General features: G+C 47.4%; 20 protein-coding genes, 2 tRNA genes and 1 rRNA gene. 18 read left to right on the forward strand and 5 right to left on the reverse strand.

Annotated features, from left to right (window positions below; genetic code table 11):
- Positions 1–112 (forward strand): 5S ribosomal RNA (gene rrf / locus DYP60_RS03015).
- 175 nt (positions 113–287) lie between these two features.
- Here rrf and DYP60_RS14115 read toward each other — a convergent pair.
- The gene (locus DYP60_RS14115) at positions 288–461 is read right to left on the reverse strand and encodes a hypothetical protein (RefSeq protein WP_165849479.1); all 174 of its coding nucleotides are present in this window, start codon (positions 459–461) and stop codon (positions 288–290) included.
- Between the two features lie 28 nt (positions 462–489).
- On the opposite strand from DYP60_RS14115, the gene DYP60_RS03020 reads away from it, so the two are divergent.
- The 5 genes from DYP60_RS03020 (at position 490) to DYP60_RS03040 (ending at position 4,989) form a co-directional block, all read left to right on the forward strand.
- Positions 490–1,506: a methionine ABC transporter ATP-binding protein gene (locus DYP60_RS03020; protein ID WP_117329408.1), complete on the forward strand. Its 1,017-nt coding sequence runs from the start codon at positions 490–492 to the stop codon at positions 1,504–1,506.
- Positions 1,503–2,165, forward strand: coding sequence for a methionine ABC transporter permease (locus tag DYP60_RS03025; RefSeq protein WP_117329409.1), 663 nt, complete (start codon positions 1,503–1,505; stop codon positions 2,163–2,165). The genes DYP60_RS03020 and DYP60_RS03025 overlap by 4 nt, the downstream gene beginning before the upstream one ends.
- A gap of 61 nt (positions 2,166–2,226) precedes the next feature.
- Complete coding sequence (locus DYP60_RS03030; RefSeq protein WP_206363095.1) at positions 2,227–3,033, forward strand: MetQ/NlpA family ABC transporter substrate-binding protein; 807 nt, start codon at positions 2,227–2,229, stop codon at positions 3,031–3,033.
- A gap of 156 nt (positions 3,034–3,189) precedes the next feature.
- A complete protein-coding gene (gene argF, locus DYP60_RS03035; RefSeq protein ID WP_206363096.1) occupies positions 3,190–4,200 on the forward strand; it encodes an ornithine carbamoyltransferase in 1,011 nt (336 codons plus the stop codon).
- A gap of 360 nt (positions 4,201–4,560) precedes the next feature.
- Positions 4,561–4,989, forward strand: a complete 429-nt coding sequence (locus DYP60_RS03040) for an Hsp20/alpha crystallin family protein (RefSeq protein WP_117329412.1) — start codon at positions 4,561–4,563, stop codon at positions 4,987–4,989.
- A 59-nt stretch (positions 4,990–5,048) separates the two neighbouring features.
- Here the strand turns inward: DYP60_RS03040 and DYP60_RS03045 are convergent, their stop codons facing one another.
- Entirely contained in the window at positions 5,049–6,380 is a 1,332-nt protein-coding gene (locus DYP60_RS03045; RefSeq protein ID WP_165849480.1) for a M20/M25/M40 family metallo-hydrolase, read from the reverse strand.
- Positions 6,381–6,583: 203 nt separating this feature from the next.
- Here DYP60_RS03045 and DYP60_RS03050 point away from each other — a divergent pair, with 203 nt between their 5' ends.
- Together DYP60_RS03050 and clpB are read left to right on the forward strand one after the other, a co-directional pair.
- Entirely contained in the window at positions 6,584–7,177 is a 594-nt protein-coding gene (locus tag DYP60_RS03050) for a TetR/AcrR family transcriptional regulator (RefSeq protein WP_117329414.1), read from the forward strand.
- Positions 7,178–7,268: 91 nt separating this feature from the next.
- Positions 7,269–9,851: an ATP-dependent chaperone ClpB gene (clpB, locus tag DYP60_RS03055; protein WP_117329415.1), complete on the forward strand. Its 2,583-nt coding sequence runs from the start codon at positions 7,269–7,271 to the stop codon at positions 9,849–9,851.
- Here clpB and DYP60_RS03060 read toward each other — a convergent pair.
- Positions 9,808–10,413 (reverse strand): nucleotidyltransferase family protein, encoded by a 606-nt coding sequence (locus DYP60_RS03060; protein ID WP_117329416.1) that lies wholly within the window; start codon positions 10,411–10,413, stop codon positions 9,808–9,810. The two genes, clpB and DYP60_RS03060, sit on opposite strands and share 44 nt — an antisense overlap.
- Positions 10,414–10,461: 48 nt before the next feature.
- Between DYP60_RS03060 and DYP60_RS03065 the strand changes: the two genes are divergently transcribed.
- Complete coding sequence (locus DYP60_RS03065; protein ID WP_117329417.1) at positions 10,462–11,190, forward strand: DUF554 domain-containing protein; 729 nt, start codon at positions 10,462–10,464, stop codon at positions 11,188–11,190.
- Here the strand turns inward: DYP60_RS03065 and DYP60_RS03070 are convergent.
- Both DYP60_RS03070 and DYP60_RS03075 read right to left on the reverse strand, forming a co-directional pair.
- A complete protein-coding gene (locus DYP60_RS03070) occupies positions 11,159–11,524 on the reverse strand; it encodes a helix-turn-helix domain-containing protein (protein ID WP_165849481.1) in 366 nt (121 codons plus the stop codon). The genes DYP60_RS03065 and DYP60_RS03070 overlap by 32 nt on opposite strands.
- Positions 11,525–11,698: 174 nt before the next feature.
- Positions 11,699–14,212: a glycogen/starch/alpha-glucan phosphorylase gene (locus tag DYP60_RS03075; protein WP_117329419.1), complete on the reverse strand. Its 2,514-nt coding sequence runs from the start codon at positions 14,210–14,212 to the stop codon at positions 11,699–11,701.
- Positions 14,213–14,398: 186 nt separating this feature from the next.
- Between DYP60_RS03075 and DYP60_RS03080 the strand changes: the two genes are divergently transcribed.
- The 9 genes from DYP60_RS03080 to rplL all read left to right on the forward strand — a co-directional run bounded on the left by DYP60_RS03080 (position 14,399) and on the right by rplL (position 17,889).
- Positions 14,399–14,471, forward strand: a tRNA-Thr gene (locus DYP60_RS03080).
- Between the two features lie 61 nt (positions 14,472–14,532).
- Entirely contained in the window at positions 14,533–14,712 is a 180-nt protein-coding gene (rpmG, locus tag DYP60_RS03085) for a 50S ribosomal protein L33 (RefSeq protein ID WP_117329420.1), read from the forward strand.
- A gap of 24 nt (positions 14,713–14,736) precedes the next feature.
- Positions 14,737–14,810: transfer RNA gene (locus DYP60_RS03090), tRNA-Trp, on the forward strand.
- 37 nt (positions 14,811–14,847) lie between these two features.
- The gene (gene secE, locus DYP60_RS03095; RefSeq protein WP_117329421.1) at positions 14,848–15,027 is read left to right on the forward strand and encodes a preprotein translocase subunit SecE; all 180 of its coding nucleotides are present in this window, start codon (positions 14,848–14,850) and stop codon (positions 15,025–15,027) included.
- 9 nt (positions 15,028–15,036) lie between these two features.
- On the forward strand, positions 15,037–15,597 hold the full coding sequence (gene nusG / locus DYP60_RS03100) for a transcription termination/antitermination protein NusG (protein ID WP_117329422.1): 561 nt from the start codon (positions 15,037–15,039) through the stop codon (positions 15,595–15,597).
- Positions 15,598–15,771: 174 nt separating this feature from the next.
- Complete coding sequence (rplK, locus tag DYP60_RS03105) at positions 15,772–16,203, forward strand: 50S ribosomal protein L11 (protein ID WP_117329423.1); 432 nt, start codon at positions 15,772–15,774, stop codon at positions 16,201–16,203.
- Between the two features lies 1 nt (position 16,204).
- Positions 16,205–16,894, forward strand: coding sequence for a 50S ribosomal protein L1 (gene rplA, locus DYP60_RS03110; protein WP_117329424.1), 690 nt, complete (start codon positions 16,205–16,207; stop codon positions 16,892–16,894).
- 15 nt (positions 16,895–16,909) lie between these two features.
- Positions 16,910–17,437 (forward strand): 50S ribosomal protein L10, encoded by a 528-nt coding sequence (gene rplJ, locus DYP60_RS03115; protein WP_117329425.1) that lies wholly within the window; start codon positions 16,910–16,912, stop codon positions 17,435–17,437.
- Positions 17,438–17,508: 71 nt separating this feature from the next.
- On the forward strand, positions 17,509–17,889 hold the full coding sequence (rplL, locus tag DYP60_RS03120) for a 50S ribosomal protein L7/L12 (RefSeq protein WP_117329426.1): 381 nt from the start codon (positions 17,509–17,511) through the stop codon (positions 17,887–17,889).
- Positions 17,890–17,915: the final 26 nt, after the last annotated feature.

Genomic DNA, 17,915 nt, shown 5'->3' on the forward strand with positions numbered 1-17,915 from the left:
CCGGTGGCCACAGCAGGGTGGACACACCCGTTCCCATCCCGAACACGGAAGTTAAGCACCCTCACGCCGATGGTACTACGGGCAACCGTGGGAGAGTAGGTAGCCGCCGGGCCCTTTTTTTGCTTTCAACCGGTAATCCCGGTTTAAAACATAGATAGAGAAGAGGACGCATTTGCGTCCTTTTCTCATAGTTAGGGAGCATGAACTTCGCTGTTTATAAGCTAGTAATAGACTAGGATATATGCAGAAATCTGTGCTCTTGCTCTTGTCAGTACCCTTCCTTTTTACTATGATGGTACCAATTCATTCTCCAACGGAGCGAGAGGAAAGGAATCAGCATGATGGTTCCTCTCCCGAGCGAGTGCCGGGAAAGTAAGGTGAGATGCCCCGTCCCTTGGGGCGGAAAAGGAGGCAACGCCTCCTGAGTCCAGGGCTTGCCTTGGGGTATTGATACCTTTCATTTGTGAAATGAATATTGAGGGTATAAGTATGCAAATAAAGTTACATAACCTAAAGCGAACGTATGGAGATTTGCATGCGGTCAATGGAATAAGCTTGGAGATACCCTCGAATACCGTCTATGGAATTATTGGGAAGAGTGGGGCCGGAAAGTCGACATTGGTTCGTCTGGTCAGCTTGCTTGAACGACCTGATGAAGGGGAAATATTCTTTGATGACGTTCGAGTTGATAATCTCCAGAAACAATCACTTATCCAGAGACGGAGAAGAGTTGGGATGATTTTTCAGAACTTCAATCTCTTTTCCAGTAGGAATGCAGAACAGAACATTGCTTACCCATTGGAGATAACCGGTACTCCAAAAAGCGAGATTAAGAGCCGTGTTGAGACACTGCTCTCCCTTGTTGGACTGGACGGGAGGGGCAAAGCCCCGATCAGTACCCTCAGCGGTGGGCAAAAACAACGAGTTGCAATTGCCCGTGCATTGGCTTGTAACCCAGATATTCTCTTCTGTGATGAAGCCACCAGCGCACTCGATCCTCAGACTACACACTCTATTCTGGCCTTGCTGAAAGAAATCCAGAGAAAAATGAGCCTTACCGTTGTCATGATCACTCACCAGATGGAAGTGGTTCGTGATGCATGTGACCAAGTTGCTGTTTTGAACGATGGCGTGGTTGTTGAACAGGGATTTGTCACTGATATCTTTGCCAATCCCAGCAGTGAAGTTACCAAGGATTTCCTTTCCCATCTGGTGGGGGTGGACGAAGCTGCAAAGGTAGGGGATAAGATGGTCCAATGGTCCAAGAAAAGCGGTGCGTATACGTTGCGTTTCCGTGGGGGAACCACTGACCAGCCGATTCTCAGCAAGATCAGCAGGCAGCTTGGCGTGGATTTCAATATTAGGGCCGGTGGTGTTCAGAAAGTCGGTGATACAGAGATTGGGACAATGATCGTGGACATCAGTGGTGATGAAACAACCCGCAAAAAAGCTATCGAATCTCTCTCTCAAATGGGTGTAATCGTTGAAGAGGAGGAGAGTGTATGAGCAAACTTTGGATACTTGTATTTGGAGCAACCATGGAAACACTGAGCATGGTTTTTTTCTCCACGCTCTTTTCTCTTATTCTTGGTTTCCCTCTTGGGATTCTCCTTTCCGCGACAGCTCCTGTGGACCAAGGGGGCATTATACCTCATCCAATAGTGAATAACGTGTTGGGAAGGATTGTAAATGTGCTCCGCTCTTTCCCATTTATTATACTTATGATACTTCTGTTTCCCTTGTCGAGATTGTTGATCGGTACCAGTATTGGTACCACAGCAACCATTGTCCCGCTGTCGATAGCAGCAGCGCCGTTCGTGGCTCGAGTAATTGAGACCGCACTGAAGGAGGTGGATCCGGGGGTCGTTCAGGCCGCCCGTGCTATGGGTTCCACCAATTTCCAGATTGTCCGTAAGGTATTGATACCAGAAGCACTTCCGTCATTGGTTAGTGGAATTACCCTGACCATCATCAATCTTATCGGTTATTCGGCCATGGCAGGAGCAATCGGTGGGGGCGGTTTGGGAGACTTGGCTATAAGGTATGGGTACCAACGGTTCCGAGGCGACATCATGGTAGTAGCGGTTGTTGTCATTCTGGTCCTCGTTGAGGTAATCCAGGTCATCGGAAACAAGATCAGCGCCAAGTTGCTAGCGCGGCGTTGATTCCAAAGCACAGGTTATATGTACCTCTCATCCAAGAGGGCGAGAGAAGGAGATGTTGTTCATGAAAAAGATTTTGAGTATTTCACTTGTGTTGTTGCTTGCACTTTCATTGTTTGCAGCAGGCACCAAAGAACAGGCCGATTCCAATACTTTGGTAGTCGGAGCCACCCCAGAACCCCATGCTGTTTTTCTCGAGTTGGTGGTTGAGGATCTTGCCCAGCAGGGAATAACCCTGAAGATTCAGGAGTTCACTGACTATGTCACTCCAAACGAGGCTCTGGAAAGCGGAGAGCTGGACGCAAACTTCTTCCAGCATATTCCGTACCTTGAGTCATTCAACAAGGAAAGAGGATATCACCTGGTTAATGCAGGAGGCATCCATGTGGAGCCGTTTGCCCTATACTCAGAGCAGTACAACTCAATTGAGGAGCTTCCTAAGGGTGCTACGATTGCAATTCCTAACGATCCCACCAACGAGGGCAGAGCGTTGCTGCTGCTCCAGAGTGCAGGTTTGTTGACTCTTGATGCGAATGTAGGTCTTGAAGCTACACCGCTGGATATCGCATCCAACCCCAAGGGTTTCTCTTTCCGTGAGATTGAGGCAGCAAGTCTTCCTCGTGTTCTCTCTGATGTCGATGCTGCCATCATCAATGGCAACTACGCCATTCCCGCTGGTCTGATTGCAACCCGGGATGGCCTGCTTGTAGAAGGTGCCGACAGCCCTTATGTGAATGTCGTTGCTGTCAAGCAAGGCCGAGAGAATGACAAGGCTATTGTCGCTCTGGTTGATGCCCTGCGCAGAGAGAAGATTGCTTCCTATGTTGCAGAGCGCTATCCCAATGGTGAAGTAGTGCTTGTAACTGAGTAACAGTATTGTAATTGTACTTTGCCTCCTTGCAGTGATGCTTGGAGGTTTTTTCGTATAGATATACAATAATATTCGTAAAAATGAATAATAATACGGTAAAACTTGACACGTATTGTATAAATATGTACGATTCCTATCATAATAATGGAGGCTGACATGATATCGATGAAAGGACGCAGCTTTTTGACCCTCAAAGATTACTCAGGACAGGAGATTTTGGACCTTCTCCAGCTCTCAGCCGGCCTGAAGGCAAAAAAACAAGGGAAGCATTATCCCGAGAGGCTTCAGGGAAAGCTGCTTGCAGGGAAAAATATTGTTTTGATCTTTGATAAGAGCTCGACCCGTACCCGTTGTTCGTTTGAGGTAGCTGCCTTTGATGAAGGGGCCTGTGTTACCTTTCTGACCAATAGCCAAATGGGGAAAAAGGAATCCATCGAGGATACTGCAAAAGTACTGGGGAGCATGTATGATGGCATCCAGTATCGTGGGTTCTCTCCTCAGGTAATTAGGGATATTGCCCGCTACAGCAATGTTCCAGTATGGAATGGGTTGACAGATGATGATCATCCAACACAGGTGCTGGCGGACGTTCTCACAGCCATGGAGCATACTAAGAAAGCCCCCAAGGATCTGAAGTTCGCCTACATCGGGGATGGAAGGAACAATGTTTCCAATGCATTGATGATCGGTGCGGCAAAGCTGGGGATGGAGTACAGGATTGCTGCTCCAAAAGAACTGTTCCCTTCCCAGGAGTTGCTTGAAGAATTGGCTCCTGTGGCAAAGGAGTCTGGAGCAAAGCTGTGGGCTACCACCGACCCCCTTAAAGCCGTGCAGGGCGTGGATGTCATCTACACCGATGTATGGGTTTCCATGGGGGAGGAGGACCAGACAGCATCGCGGATCTCCCTGCTGAAGGACTATCAGGTAACAATGGATTTACTCAAGGCATCGGGAAATGAGCAGGTGTTATTCGAGCACTGTCTCCCCTCGTTCCATGATCTCAATACCAGTGTTGCACAGCAGATCCATGAACAGTTCGGCCTTACGGAACTGGAGGTAACAGACGAGGTGTTCAGAAGCAGGCACTCCGTTGTTTTTGATGAGGCGGAAAACCGAATGCACACCATCAAGGCTGTGATGGTTGCCACGCTCGCTGACCTCAACTAGCTCGTATTCATGCATATGTACAGAGCAGTGTTTCCTTTTTGCGGGAGATACTGCTTTTCTTTGCGCTTTTCGGGCTAATCTACCCCAGTAAGTTGGGTCATAATGGACAGATATGTGTCAAAATGAAACAAAAAGAGATAAAGTAGATGTGGAGAAAGGGACGAGTTGATTCAGAATCGCTACGTAGTAAGCTTATTTGGTTTCATTGCTGTTATATAATGAAATCGTATAAATTATTATATTAACGTAAATTAGCTATATTTCTAGATAATGGAAGATGAATTGGCACGCTTTTTGCAAAATTACAGATGAACCCCGAAAGGGATTGATGAAGAATATTATAGAACACGGAGGTGTACTATGAAATCTTTAACAACAAGAAGGAATTATGATTTACCGGCATTGTCAGCATTTGACTCTCTGTTCAACGACATGCTTGGGGACTGGGGGGTGTATCCCTCGAGATTTCCGGCTGTAGATATTACCGAGAACGATGATGCCTACATCTTGGAAGCGGAACTTCCTGGCTATAAGCAGAGGGAAGTGAAGGTCAATATCGAGAAGCATGTCCTGAAACTGAGCTCTACAAAGGAAACCAAGAAGGAAGAGAAGGACAAGAAGCATCTTGTTTCTGAGCGCTACTATCAGAGCTTCGAGCGATCGTTCTCATTGCCTGAGGATGTGGATGAGGAGAAAATCTCTGGCGAGTTTGCCGACGGTATCCTTACATTGACCCTTCCAAAGAAGGAAGTTGCTAAACCCAAGGCAATTGAAGTTAAAATTAAATAAGTGATGGAACAACCATCCTGTACATGCAAGGCCCCGCAAGATGCGGGGCTTGTGCATGTTTACCAGTTGGTGATTACATGAGCATAAAACTGTTGTGCCAGTGTTATGTTCTCCAGGCTGATTCGCTCATCGGGGGCATGCATACGGTCCACCTCGCTACGGTTCATCCTAGCAGGTGTAAAACGGTAGATAGCGTCACTCAAATCTTGGTATTTCCTTGCATCAGTCGCACCCATCATGAGATATGGCGTAACAATCGACTCAGGAAACGTTCTTTTAATGGTTTCTGAGAGAAATCTGAAAGCATCTCCGTCTGCCTTGCTGATATGGGAGGGGGGAGTGCAATGCAAGGGTGTTACCATGACAGAATCAGAGGCAATGGTTCTGGTAACCCAGGAAACAATAGTTTCTTGTGTATCACCTGGGAGCAAACGGCAGTTCACAATTGCTGTTGCTTTCTTCGCGATGACATTGCTTTTGTCGCTCGCAGAGATGACTGTGGGGACTATTGTGCTTCGGATTACAGCATTGAGGGTTGCCTGTTTGGAGAATACAAGCTTCAGAAGGCCTGCTGTCAACCAGAGATTAAGAAAAAGCAGGCTGTAGGCAAAGGGGCCTTCCTTTCCCAGATTGGTAAGCATCTGCTTCACAGAAGGAGTCAACCTTGCGGGCATCTGCTTTCTTTCCAGTCTACTTACTGCCTGGGAAAGTGTTCCCAAGGCTGTGGGGAAGGTAGGAGTGGAGGAGTGGCCTGCATTTCTTTCAACCGAAAGCTCGAGATCGAGGTACCCTTTCTCTGCCACCCCCACTACAGCTATGCTTTGTGCAAAGCCTTTGATGTACTCTTGGCTAACCACACCACCTTCGTCCAAAACGAAGCTGAAATGGAGTCCTTTGCTTTGAAAGTATTGAGCAATACGAACAGCTCCTTCTTTACTGCTGTTGCTCTCCTCGTCACATCCAAAAGCCACATACCAAGTATTCTTTACCGGTTTTTTCGTTTTCAGTATATGTTCAAAGGTTGCGAGTATACTGATTACCTGTAGCTTACAGTCAAAACTGCCTCGTCCGTAGAGGTACCCATTTCCTATGTGTCCCTCGAACGGAGGGTATGTCCACTCGTGCTCAGTTGCTCCCACCACATCCAGATGCGCAGTGAGCAGTGCTGGTTCCCGGTCGTTCTCTACTCCTTTGAAACAGTAGACCAGGTTATAGGGGCCGATTGTCTCATTGATGATTCTCTGGTTGTTGCAAAGAGGGAAGGACTTCTCCAAGAGAGCAATCAGATGAGAGAACTCATCCCAATCTGTCTGATCGGGCTCTGCATGTGAGACAGTTCTGCATGCCACAGCCTTGGAGAGGATGGCCTCTGCTTCAGTGCCTGTTTGCACATGGGAAGGCATTATAGCCATGTTGGTATGTATTCGCAGTATTGCAGTCCTACAGACTAATGCTACAAGGAACAACAGGAGAAAAATTGAGAGCAAAAGGAAAAGCATGTTGAAACTCCACACGAATTCTAGTGTTTTTTACAGTATAATGGTATATTGTAATGCAACAAGAAATTTCTACCAATAGTAGGAGAGCAGGGCGCATGCCGAAAAAGATCGATCATGAAGAGAGAAAGGAAAAGATTCTACAAACTGCACTGAAGGTCTTTGCAAGAGAAGGCTATCGTGATTCCAATCTCTCTCTGATAGCCACCGAATGTGGTGTTTCCCGTCCTACCATTTACCAATACTTCAAAGATAAGGAAGAGATTTACTATTATGCGGTGAAGCTGGTAACGGGAAGAATGTTCAACAAGTATGTTGCCTATGTTTGGTCGACCGACCAGGATTTGGTAAGCAGGATTACGACCATTTGTCTAGACATCATGCAAGAAGCAAACGAGCACGAAGGGGAATTGACCAGTTTAGTAGATGTTATGCTCCAGATGAAGAAGGAGGGACGGGATTTCAATGAGATCATTCTCAGACGAACCGCCAAGCTCACCATCTTGTTCAAGCGCTTGCTTCGCATGGGGGTCAAGACAGGGGATATTGTTGACTGTGATGTGAATAAGGTCGCAGATCATCTTCTCATGTTGCTTGAATCATCCTGCTTCCAGGTTGCATTCTTGGATACGTTCGACATGCAACTCTCCAAGCAGCTGATCAGCACTTACCTCGATTTCTACAGGGCCTAGCCGATACCCTGATTCGTCATTATATTTATCTACGTACAGGAGAAGACCCGAGAAGGGCCGGTTGCTTCATACCTGAAGGTGAGGAGTATCCATGAATATAGACAAAATGACTATCAAGCTGCGTCAGGCAATCGGCGATGCCGATATGCTTGCCAATGAACATGGCAACGCAGAAATTACCACAGAACACCTTTTATTGGCTTTACTCAATCAGAAGGAAGGGTTGCTCACCCCGCTCCTTGAGCGTTTGGGGGTTCCCCCTGCCATGGTGAGTGAAAAATTGGGAAATCTGGTCAACAAACTTCCCAAGTCATATGGTGGTAACGCACAACGGTCCCTATCTGCACAACTGGGGAACCAGCTTTATGAAGCAGACAAGATTGCTTCAGACTTCAAGGATCAATACTTGAGCGCAGAACACTTCCTGCTTGCTGTCTTGGAGGATGGCTCGGAGGCAAGCAAGGCACTCAAGTCCCTTGGTGTTACCAAGGACGCGCTTATGCAAGCATTGCAGACGATCCGAGGGAACCAGACGATCCAAAGTGAAGATCCTGAAAGCAGATATCAGGCATTGGAAAAGTACTGCAAGGATATGACCACCCTTGCCCGGCAGGGGAAGCTCGATCCGGTCATCGGGCGTGATGAGGAAATTCGACGGGTCATGCAGGTGCTCTCCAGAAGGACCAAGAACAATCCCGTATTGATTGGAGAACCAGGAGTCGGAAAAACTGCAATTGTAGAAGGCCTTGCCTTACGTATTGCTTCCGAGGATGTCCCTGAGTCGCTGAAAAATAAGCAAATTCTCAGCTTGGACCTTGGAGCCTTAGTGGCAGGTGCCAAGTTCAGGGGAGAGTTTGAGGAACGGCTAAAAGCAGTGGTTAAGGAAGTGACTGCCAGTGAAGGCAGGATCATTCTGTTCATTGACGAGTTGCATACCATTGTTGGGGCAGGGGCGAGTGAAGGGTCAACAGATGCCTCAAACCTGATCAAACCAGCTCTCTCCAGGGGTGAGTTGCATGCCATCGGTGCGACTACCCTTGACGAATACCGGAAATATATTGAACCCGACAAAGCCTTGGAACGACGGTTTCAGCCGATATTCACCAAGGAGCCTTCGGTTGAATCGACGATTGCCATTCTCAGGGGACTTAAAGAACGGTACGAAGTCCACCATGGCGTACGAATCAAGGATGAAGCCTTGGTTGCTGCAGCTACCCTGAGCAACCGGTATATCACCAACCGGTTCCTCCCAGACAAGGCTATCGACTTGGTGGATGAGGCTGCTAGCCAGCTCAAGATGGAAATAGAGAGTCAGCCGGAAGAGTTGGATCAAATAGAGCGCAAGATCCTCCAGCTCAACATTGAGAAGCAGGCGCTTTCCAGGGAAACCGACAAGGCAAGCAAAGAGCGGTTGGAAAAACTCGAGCGTGAGCTGAGTGAGCTCCAGGGAACCCGTGATGCCATGCACTTGCAATGGGGCAATGAGCGGAACTCCATTGCCAGGCTAAGGGAGACAAAGGCAAAGCTTGAGCAGCTGAAGGCGGAAGAACAACGTGCTGAAAGAGAGGGCGATCTTGCAAAAGCTGCCCAGATTAAGCATGGGGAGATTCCCGAGCTGCTTAAACAGATTGAAGATATGACTGAACAGCTTGCATCCGTGCAAGTTGAAGGAAAGCAGATGCTCCGAGAGGAAGTCAGTGAGGATGACATTGCTCGTATTGTCAGTAACTGGACAGGTGTGCCTGTGGCCAAAATGAAGGAGAGTGAGCTGCACAAGTATCTGAATCTTGAACAGACCCTCTCTAAGCAAGTCATAGGGCAGAAGCAGGCGATTGAGGCAGTAAGCAATGCAATCCGGCGAAACAAGGCAGGAATCGGGGATGAGAGAAAGCCCTTAGGGACCTTCCTGTTTGCAGGTCCCACAGGAGTAGGAAAGACCTTGCTTGCCAAGGTACTTGCAGAATTTCTCTTTGATGATGAGAAAGCCCTTACCCGCATCGATATGAGTGAGTATATGGAGAAGTTCTCTGTCAGCAGATTGATTGGAGCGCCTCCAGGGTATGTGGGGTATGACCAAGGAGGGCAACTGACTGAGGTAGTTCGTAGGCGTCCCTATTCTGTAATTCTTTTTGATGAGATTGAAAAAGCCCATCCCGATGTATTCAACGTGTTGCTACAATTGTTGGATGATGGCCGATTGACCGATGGGCAGGGAAGAGTGGTTGACTTTACCAATACCGTCATCATCATGACCAGTAATCTGGGAAGCCAGCAGTTGCTGAGTGCAGAGTCCCATGAGGAAGGTGTCCGCCTGGTTGGTGAGATAATCCATCAATCCTTCAAACCGGAGTTTATCAATCGGCTTGATGAGATCATCATCTTCGAGCGATTGGGAGAGGAGCAGATTCGTAAGATTGTGGTTCTACAGCTTGAGCAACTTCAGGAGCGGTTGCAGAAACGTGGGTTCTTCTTGACTTGGGAAGATGAGGTACTTTCGTTGCTCTACAAGGAGGGCTATGATCCGGTCTTTGGAGCACGTCCGATTCGCCGCGCTGTGCAGCGACTTGTGGAGAACCCCTTGTCTGTGCAATTGCTGTCAGGTGATTTCGGCCCAGGCTCGAAGATCTTGCTCACGCTTCAGGGTGATGAGGTGGTTGCCCGTAAGATTGACTAGACTCCACCAAGCGGTGGTATGCATCGAGTGTGTCGATGTCGGTGATATACGCCTCATCGGCAACCTCGATTGCCTGCACAGGGTATTTCTGCAGGAGCTCCCGCATGGTGAACGAGCTTTTTTGTGACTTGATGATTGCCAGAAAACTCGGATCAAGCAATACCGGGTGTCCGAGCCTTCCGTGGTATGAGGGTCTGGCAACTGGTTCCACAGCCTGTTCCATCAAATAGAGGTAGTGTCTACTCTCGATGAGTGGCATATCCGCAAGTGAAATAAAAAATGGCGATTCATGGCTAAGATAGGAGGCTCCACAGATTGTGGAGCTTCCTTGCCCTTTGCGGTAGTGTTCATTGTGGACGATCTGGAGTTGGGAACATGCTAAATGCGCGACAGCCTGAGCCACCTGCTCTGCCCTAAAGCCGGTGACAAGCACTGTCTTGAGTCCTGCCATCAGTGACTGTTCCACTGCGTGGGCGACGATGGTAGTCCCTTTGTAGGGTAGCAGGAGTTTTTTCCCTTTACTTCGCATTCCTAGGCCTGCGGCCAGAATAAGATTCTGCATGGTTCATCCTTGAGAGAGTTTCGTAATCATATTATACTCCAAGCCATTATGATTGCCACCTACTTCAATGCCTTGATGGTTGTTCTCGGCTCCTTTATTGGATTATTTCTGAAACATAGGCTGAAAGCTTCCTATCAGGAGGTTGTTTTTACCTCTTCCGGTCTGATTACGTTGGTCATCGGGTTTTCCATGGCAATGCAGACTGGTTCTTATTTGATCCTGCTTTTTTCTGTGGTTATCGGTGGCTTTATAGGATATGCCTTAAAAATTGAGGATGGGGTGATGTCCTTCGGGTCATGGATGGAAAGACGACTCAGCAGGGGCCAGGGAAGTGCAGAGAGTGCACGCAACTTTGCTTTGGGATTTCTTAACGCATCCCTGCTGTTCTGCAGTGGGGCCATGACGGTGGTAGGTGCAATTCAAGCAGGAACTGTCGGAGATTATCAGCTGATTATGGTAAAATCCATCATGGATGGCTGTATGGCGATCATATTCAGTGCTGCCTATGGGGCAGGGGTTATGGCTAGTGCTCTATTCATCCTGCTCTATCAAGGGTTTTTTACCTTGGCGGGTGGTTGGCTGGCCCCCATTCTTGGTGAGGCAGGCATCAATGAGCTTGCATCTGTGGGTGGTGTCCTCTTGCTGATGATTGGGTTCGGCCTCTTGGATATTAGAAAAACAAAGACCGGCAACTTCCTTCCAGCAATGATTATTGCTCCGATTCTGGCGCTGATTTCCCCGGCGGTCAAGAATCTTTTTCCAGTGTTTGGTTTGTAGCGCTATGGTTCTTGAAGTAGTATAAAAGAGCTTGGATGACTTCCAGCTGTTGTTGGTCAAGTTCTTCTATCTGGGCCATGATAAGCTTTTTGTATTGGGAAATGTTTTCAGCAGCTTCTTCACTTGCCATGGATTCCCAATTGTTTCCATGCTCCAGCCATTCAAGACTTACTCCGGTGAGTTCCATTATTTTCATTGCAACATGCAATGGGGGGCGTCTGTCAGTATGAATCCAACTGGAGAGTGTGCTGCGTTTGACATCAAGCATGGTAGATAGTTCCACCACCGTAGGTGAATTAAGAAGAAGTATGACTCTGTCCCAGAATGTTTGCATGCTATGAATATAGCAAGAAAATCGATGCAATGACGATATTATGTCATATATTTGTAGAAATAAATAATACAAAATTATAATTACATATAAAGTAACCAGTAAAAATATCAAAAGCATGACAAATAATCATCATCCATGAAGAATAGATGATGATTCATTGTCAGTTTGGTTGTGTTACGGTCGTTTTACTGCATCCTGCAGTGCGGTATCCTCGCTAAGGTCCTTTTCAACCGGACACGCCTCAATATTCCAGATTTCCTTGGCATATTGAGCAATGGTCCGGTCACTGGAGAATTTTCCACTTGAGGCAATATTTATTACTGCAATCCGATTCCAGGCATCTCTGTCTTCCTTGTAGAGTTCCCTTGCTTTGCGATGTGCATCGCTGTACATCCGGAGGTCTGCAAAGTGGTAGTATCTGTCCCCTTCCTCGAATAAGCTCCTGCGTAGCGGTTCAAAGATGTTTGGTTCATTGATATTGAAGTAGCCGCTGAAGAGCAAGTCGATCGCATCCTTGATCTCTTTGTCTGCCATCACGAATGTGAAGGGGTCGTAGGACAAGCTTAGTTTCTGGATTTCTTCTTCAGTATTACCGAAGATGAACATATTCTCTTCTCCAACCTCTTGGGCGATTTCAATGTTTGCACCATCCATGGTGCCTATGGTCAAGGCACCATTGCACATGAACTTCATGTTACCAGTGCCTGATGCCTCAGTCCCTGCAGTTGAAATCTGCTCAGAGAGATTGGTTGCCGGGATAATTGCTTCTGCCATCGAGACACGGTAGTTCGGCATGAAATGAATGGCAAGGCGGTCCTTGGTTGCAGGGTCTGCATTGATCACCTTTGCAATATTGTTTATCAGCTTGATAATCAGTTTTGCATTGACATACCCAGGGGCTGCTTTACCTCCGAAGAGGAAGGAGATTGGTTCCATATCCTTTGTAGCAGTCCCTCCTTGTTTCAAGTCATTGTAGATGAGCAGTATGTTCAATGCATTGAGCAGTTGTCGCTTGTACTCATGGATTCTTTTTACCTGGACATCGAAGAAGGTATTTGGATTGATGAGCATGTTACTGTCTTTTTGCAGGAAAGAAGAAGCGCGAATCTTGTTCTCCTGCTTGATTGCTGCAAAATCAGAGATGAAGTTCTTGTCTTCAGCAAACGGCTTGAGTTTTTCAATCTGGTTATAGTCAGTGATCCAGCCATCTCCGATGGCACTGTTTATCAATTTCGCAAGTTTGGGGTTGGCAGCAAGCAACCATCTTCGTTGTGTAATACCATTTGTCTTGTTGTTGAAACGATCCTTGAAGATAAGATTGAACTGCGGGAACATGGATTTCTTCAGCAACTGGGAATGCAATTCTGCAACACCGTTGGTACTATGGCTTCCAATAATGGCGAGATGCGCCATGCGGACCTGCTTGGGGTTTGTCTCTTCAATTATGCTCACCTTGCTGAGCATTTGTGGTTGGAGAGGGAAGTAGGAAACTGCCTGTTGCAGAAACCGGTGATTGATTTCAAAAATGATTTGCATATGCCGGGGAAGGATTTTCTGCAACATTGGGAGGGACCACTTCTCAAGGGCTTCGGGCATGAGCGTGTGGTTGGTGTAGCCCATGGTTTTTACAGTAATCTCCCATGCCTTGTCCCATTCGAGGTTCTCTTCATCGATAAGAAGACGCATCAATTCGGGGACGGCTAGGGAGGGGTGTGTGTCGTTGAGTTGGATTGCTGCATAATCTGGCAGAACTTCCCAATTGCTCTCTTTTCTCTTGAAGCGGTTGATGATGTCTGCAAGGGAGCAGGCGACGAAGAAGTACTGTTGTTTCAGTCTCAGTTCCTTGCCCATATAGAGGGTATCATTGGGGTAGAGTACTTGGCTTAAATTTTCTGCGCTGATCTTGGAGCGAACTGCTTCGGTGTAATCTCCATCATTGAATTCATGGAAGTTGAACTCTTCCGGGCTTTTTGCAGACCAGAGGCGCAGGGTGTTCACCGTCTTGCATCCATATCCGATAATTGGTGTATCATATGCTACACCGTTGACAATTTCTGAACCGCTCCACTTGAAACGATCGCGTCCATGTTCCCTGATGACTTGGACATCTCCTCCAAACTGGACAGGATAGACAACGTCCGGTCTATGGATTTCCCACGGATTGCCATCACGCAACCAGTTGTCTGGTTGTTCTGTTTGCCATCCGTTTTTGATTTGTTGACGGAAGATTCCGTAGTTGTAACGAATCCCATATCCATAGGCTGGAATCTCAAGGGTAGCCAGCGAGTCGAGGAAACAGGATGCAAGTCTTCCAAGGCCACCATTCCCCAATCCGGCATCTGGTTCGACTTCACTAAGTTCTTCATAGGTATACCCTAGTGATGTAAGGGCATCTCTAACCTCATTCTCGATTCCAAGGTTGATGATGTTGTTCGTCATTGCTCTTCCCATGAGAAATTCAAGGGATAGGTAATAGACCCGTTTTGTTCCGTTTGCTCGCTGGGTCTTGCGGCTTTGATTCCACTGATGAATTATTCTGTCCCGAACGGAGAGGGCTAGGGCTGTATAACGACCTTCTTGTGTGGTATGATAAATATCTGCATCTTGACTGTACTTTAGGTGTTCAGCGAAGTCTTGGGCAATATCTTTTGCACGGTGACCATACTTGGTTTTCTGTTGATCCTGCATAGGAACTCCTTGTGTTTTGTACAAATAGCACACCTCCACTATATAAGATTGGAGTTTTCTGGGCAACTGGTTCAACTTTTTCTTCTTTCTTGAATAGGTATATTGACAAAAACCCTTCTCTTTGATAAGTTTGCTTCTGCATGTTGCAGGTTGACTATCTCGTGGATTTGCCTGTATATGACCGACGCCCTTGTAGCTCAGTCGGTAGAGCACCACCATGGTAAGGTGGGGGTCAACGGTTCAAATCCGTTCGAGGGCTCTTTTTTTATCCCCTTCCAAGGGGAGTGGAATTGAGGTGAAAACTCACCGAGGAGCACGTAATGGCTGATTCGAAGAAAAAAGGTCCTGTTGAGAAAATTGCTCTTCAGTGCACCGAATGTAAGCAGAAAAATTATACTACCGAGAAAAATCGGAGAAACACTCAGGGTAAGCTTGAGTTGATGAAGTATTGTCCGTTCGAGCGCAAGCACACCTTGCACCGCGAGGCAAAAATTAAATAAGGTTGTTTCGATCGAGAAGCAAATAGGCCAATAGCTCCAACTGGTAGAGCGCTGGTCTCCAAAACCGGATGTTGAGGGTTCGAATCCTTCTTGGCCTGTTAGCTTCTCGATCTTTATCCCTCAAGGAGCCCTTCAATGAAGAAGCTATTTAGGTATTTCAAGGAGTCTTCCCAGGAACTGAAGAAGGTTGTCTGGCCCTCCCGTGAAGCTGTTATTTCTTCCACAAAGGTCGTACTTGTATCTACAGCCATCGTTGCAATATTCCTTGGGTTGGTGGACTTCCTCCTGCTTAAAGGTGTATTGTTTATACTGTAAGGCGGAGTCATGGCTAAAGGCTGGTACGTAGTACACACATATTCTGGGTACGAACAGAAGATTGAGCGAATCATCAACAAGATGCGCGAGACCGATATGGACTTCGCGCTTGTTTGTACAGATGTCAAAGTTCCTTTCGAAACCGTTGTAGAGGTGAAGGAAGGGGTAAGACGTGAGGTGAAGCGTAAGATTCTTCCTGGCTATATCCTGGTTGAGCTTGACCTGCCTGATACAAGTTGGAAGACTTGGTGTTCACACATCAAGCGTATACAAGGTGTTACCGGGTTTGTCAGCCCGAGTGATAGCGTTAAGCCACAACCCTTGACAGCAGCAGAAGTAAAGAATCTTTTTCAAAAGACAGGTGATCTTCCTGCTGAGAAAGTATTCAAACCTAAGCAGACCTTCTCTGTTGGTGAGCAGGTACGCATCATTGACGGTCCTTTCGATTCCTTTACAGGAGTCATTGAGGAAGTCAATCTGGAAAAGGCTCGTATGCGGGTCAGCGTCGGAATTTTTGGACGCTCCACTCCGGTTGAGGTGGATTTCCTCCAAGTAGAAAAGATTCTGTAGTAGTCTTTGGACTGGATTACTACACGAGATTTTTCTGTTCTTTTACAACCGAGTCCATTTGTTTGTGATTACTCCCTCATTGTGAAATGAGGTGGGAGCCTGATCGTATGACAGGCGTTAATACCAGCGCATAATCCAATCCATAGGTTGGATTTATTGCGTAAGGAGAGAAACATGGCAAAGAAAAAGGTGTCTGCAATTATTAAGTTGCAGTGCCCTGCCCAGAAGGCTACGCCGGCACCCCCAATCGGGCCTGCGCTAGGTCCCCATGGAGTCAGTGCCCCAAAGTTTGTCCAGGAGTTCAATGACAAGACAAAGAACTATGAACCTGGGCTCATTCTTCCCGTTATCATCACGGTGTATGCCGACAAGAGCTTCACGTTCATCCTGAAGACTCCCCCTGCTGCAGTACTTATCAAGAAGGCTCTTGGCCTAAGTAGTGGTAGTGGCAGTCCCAATAAGGTGAAGGTTGGTAAACTCTCGCAGGACCAGCTGACTGAAATCGCAACAACTAAAATGAAGGACCTCAATGCAAATGACATCGAGGCCGCCAAGAGAATTGTTGCTGGAACAGCACGCAGTATGGGTGTAGAGGTGGAGCAGTAGTATGAAACACGGAAAGAAGTATCGAGAAGCAATTAAGAACGTTGACCGTGAGAGGCTCTATACATTCGACGAAGCGGCAGCTTTGGTGAAAGAGCTAGCTTTCGCTTCATTTGATGAGACTGTTGAGGTTGCTGTTAAACTGACCCTCAAGAAAAGTCAGAGTGTTCGTGACACGGTTGTCCTCCCCAATCAGTTTTCTGCTCAGAAGCGTATCCTCGTATTCGCAAAGGGAGAGAAGGCAGAAGAAGCTCGTGAAGCTGGTGCGGCCTATGTAGGTGATACCGACTTGATCGAGAAAATTCGTGGCGGTTGGATGGATTTCGATGTGGCAGTCGCCACTCCCGACATGATGAAGGACGTAGGTCGTCTTGGTCCTATTCTTGGCCGCAGAGGCTTGATGCCGAACCCCAAGACTCAAACGGTAACTTTCGACATCAAGGGTGCTCTTGCAGAGTTGTCCCAGGGCCGTGTTGAGTTCCGTTCTGATAAGACCAACGTTGTTCATCTTCCTATCGGTAAGGTCTCCATGGATCCAGCTTTGGTAAGTGAAAACGCTAAATCTGTTGTCAAGGAAATCGTCCGAAAGAAGCCATCTGACGCAAAGGCTGACTTCGTGGTCAGCGTCGCACTTTCCTCCACCATGGGTCCCGGAGTCCGGGTCAATGTGAAGGATATGTCGGCCACGGTGTAAGAGGAGAAACATAGTATGGATCATAAAACTCGTATTACCCCTGCGAAGGAAGAGGCCGTCAAGGCTCTCAAGGATGAGTTCAGCCAGTACACCGGGTATATCTTTACCGATTATCGAGGCATGACTGTTGAACAGATTACTAGGCTTCGTAGAACTCTTATGGAAAAGGATGCAGCATTCCGTGTGGTAAAGAACAGGTTTGCAAAGATTGCACTTACTGATTTGGATAGAACTGCTGATGATCAGCTGATTGGACCCACCGCCATCGCTTTGGTGAAAGGTGACGAGGCCAATGTGGTTGCCAAGGATTTGTTTGCAATCAAGAAAGAGGGTGCTTCCATTGAAGTGAAAGGTGCTCTCCTTGATGGTGAATTCTACAATGCAGAACAGATTGAGGCTTTCAGCAAGCTCCCCTCCAGATTGGAGCTGATTGCATCCTTGATGGGAACCATGAAGGCTCCTGTGCAGAAGCTGGCAGCAACCTTGCTTGCCTATGTCGAGAAAAATGGTGGCTCAGTGGAGTCTGCCAGCGAAGAGAACTAGACACAGTCTTAGTCTTCACAGGTAACCTGCTATGACTGTGTAGAGAGAAAACTGTATAAGGAGAAGATAATATGGCTACTAAAGAAGAGATTTTGGAATCAATCGCGAGTATGTCCGTCATGGAGGTCGCTGACCTCATCAAGATGATGGAAGAGAAATTCGGTGTTCAGGCTGCAGCCGCTGCTGTTGCTGCCGGTCCTGCTGCTGCTGTTGAAGCAGTTGAAGAGCCGACCGAATTCAACGTCATCCTCAAGGCCGCAGATCCTTCCAAGAAGATTGCTGCCATCAAGGAAGTCCGTGCTATCACCGGCCTCGGCCTGAAGGAAGCAAAGGAACTTGTTGAGGCTGGCGATAAGGTTGTCAAGGAAAGTGTCAGCAAGGCAGACGCAGATGCACTCAAGGAGAAACTTGAGGCTACCGGCTGTACTGTTGAGATCAAGCCCGTTGACTAATCTGAGTCTGGGGAGCCAGGCAATCC

This window comes from Sphaerochaeta halotolerans (assembly GCF_003429665.1).
Classification (GTDB): Bacteria; Spirochaetota; Spirochaetia; order Sphaerochaetales; family Sphaerochaetaceae; genus Sphaerochaeta; species Sphaerochaeta halotolerans.

Excerpts from the sequence above, each read along its gene's own strand:
- rpmG (WP_117329420.1), top strand. The coding sequence starts at position 14,533 with ATGGCTGATTCGAAGAAAAAAGGTCCTGTTGAGAAAATTGCTCTTCAG.
- DYP60_RS03070 (WP_165849481.1), bottom strand. The coding sequence starts at position 11,524 with ATGCAAACATTCTGGGACAGAGTCATACTTCTTCTTAATTCACCTACG.
- DYP60_RS03065 (WP_117329417.1), top strand. The coding sequence starts at position 10,462 with ATGATTGCCACCTACTTCAATGCCTTGATGGTTGTTCTCGGCTCCTTT.
- DYP60_RS03040 (WP_117329412.1), top strand. The coding sequence starts at position 4,561 with ATGAAATCTTTAACAACAAGAAGGAATTATGATTTACCGGCATTGTCA.
- rplJ (WP_117329425.1), top strand. The coding sequence starts at position 16,910 with ATGGATCATAAAACTCGTATTACCCCTGCGAAGGAAGAGGCCGTCAAG.
- rplA (WP_117329424.1), top strand. The coding sequence starts at position 16,205 with ATGAAACACGGAAAGAAGTATCGAGAAGCAATTAAGAACGTTGACCGT.
- DYP60_RS03025 (WP_117329409.1), top strand. The coding sequence starts at position 1,503 with ATGAGCAAACTTTGGATACTTGTATTTGGAGCAACCATGGAAACACTG.
- DYP60_RS03020 (WP_117329408.1), top strand. The coding sequence starts at position 490 with ATGCAAATAAAGTTACATAACCTAAAGCGAACGTATGGAGATTTGCAT.
- DYP60_RS03060 (WP_117329416.1), bottom strand. The coding sequence starts at position 10,413 with ATGCAGAATCTTATTCTGGCCGCAGGCCTAGGAATGCGAAGTAAAGGG.
- secE (WP_117329421.1), top strand. The coding sequence starts at position 14,848 with ATGAAGAAGCTATTTAGGTATTTCAAGGAGTCTTCCCAGGAACTGAAG.
- DYP60_RS14115 (WP_165849479.1), bottom strand. The coding sequence starts at position 461 with ATGAAAGGTATCAATACCCCAAGGCAAGCCCTGGACTCAGGAGGCGTT.
- nusG (WP_117329422.1), top strand. The coding sequence starts at position 15,037 with ATGGCTAAAGGCTGGTACGTAGTACACACATATTCTGGGTACGAACAG.
- DYP60_RS03030 (WP_206363095.1), top strand. The coding sequence starts at position 2,227 with ATGAAAAAGATTTTGAGTATTTCACTTGTGTTGTTGCTTGCACTTTCA.
- argF (WP_206363096.1), top strand. The coding sequence starts at position 3,190 with ATGATATCGATGAAAGGACGCAGCTTTTTGACCCTCAAAGATTACTCA.
- rplL (WP_117329426.1), top strand. The coding sequence starts at position 17,509 with ATGGCTACTAAAGAAGAGATTTTGGAATCAATCGCGAGTATGTCCGTC.
- DYP60_RS03050 (WP_117329414.1), top strand. The coding sequence starts at position 6,584 with ATGCCGAAAAAGATCGATCATGAAGAGAGAAAGGAAAAGATTCTACAA.
- DYP60_RS03075 (WP_117329419.1), bottom strand. The coding sequence starts at position 14,212 with ATGCAGGATCAACAGAAAACCAAGTATGGTCACCGTGCAAAAGATATT.
- clpB (WP_117329415.1), top strand. The coding sequence starts at position 7,269 with ATGAATATAGACAAAATGACTATCAAGCTGCGTCAGGCAATCGGCGAT.
- rplK (WP_117329423.1), top strand. The coding sequence starts at position 15,772 with ATGGCAAAGAAAAAGGTGTCTGCAATTATTAAGTTGCAGTGCCCTGCC.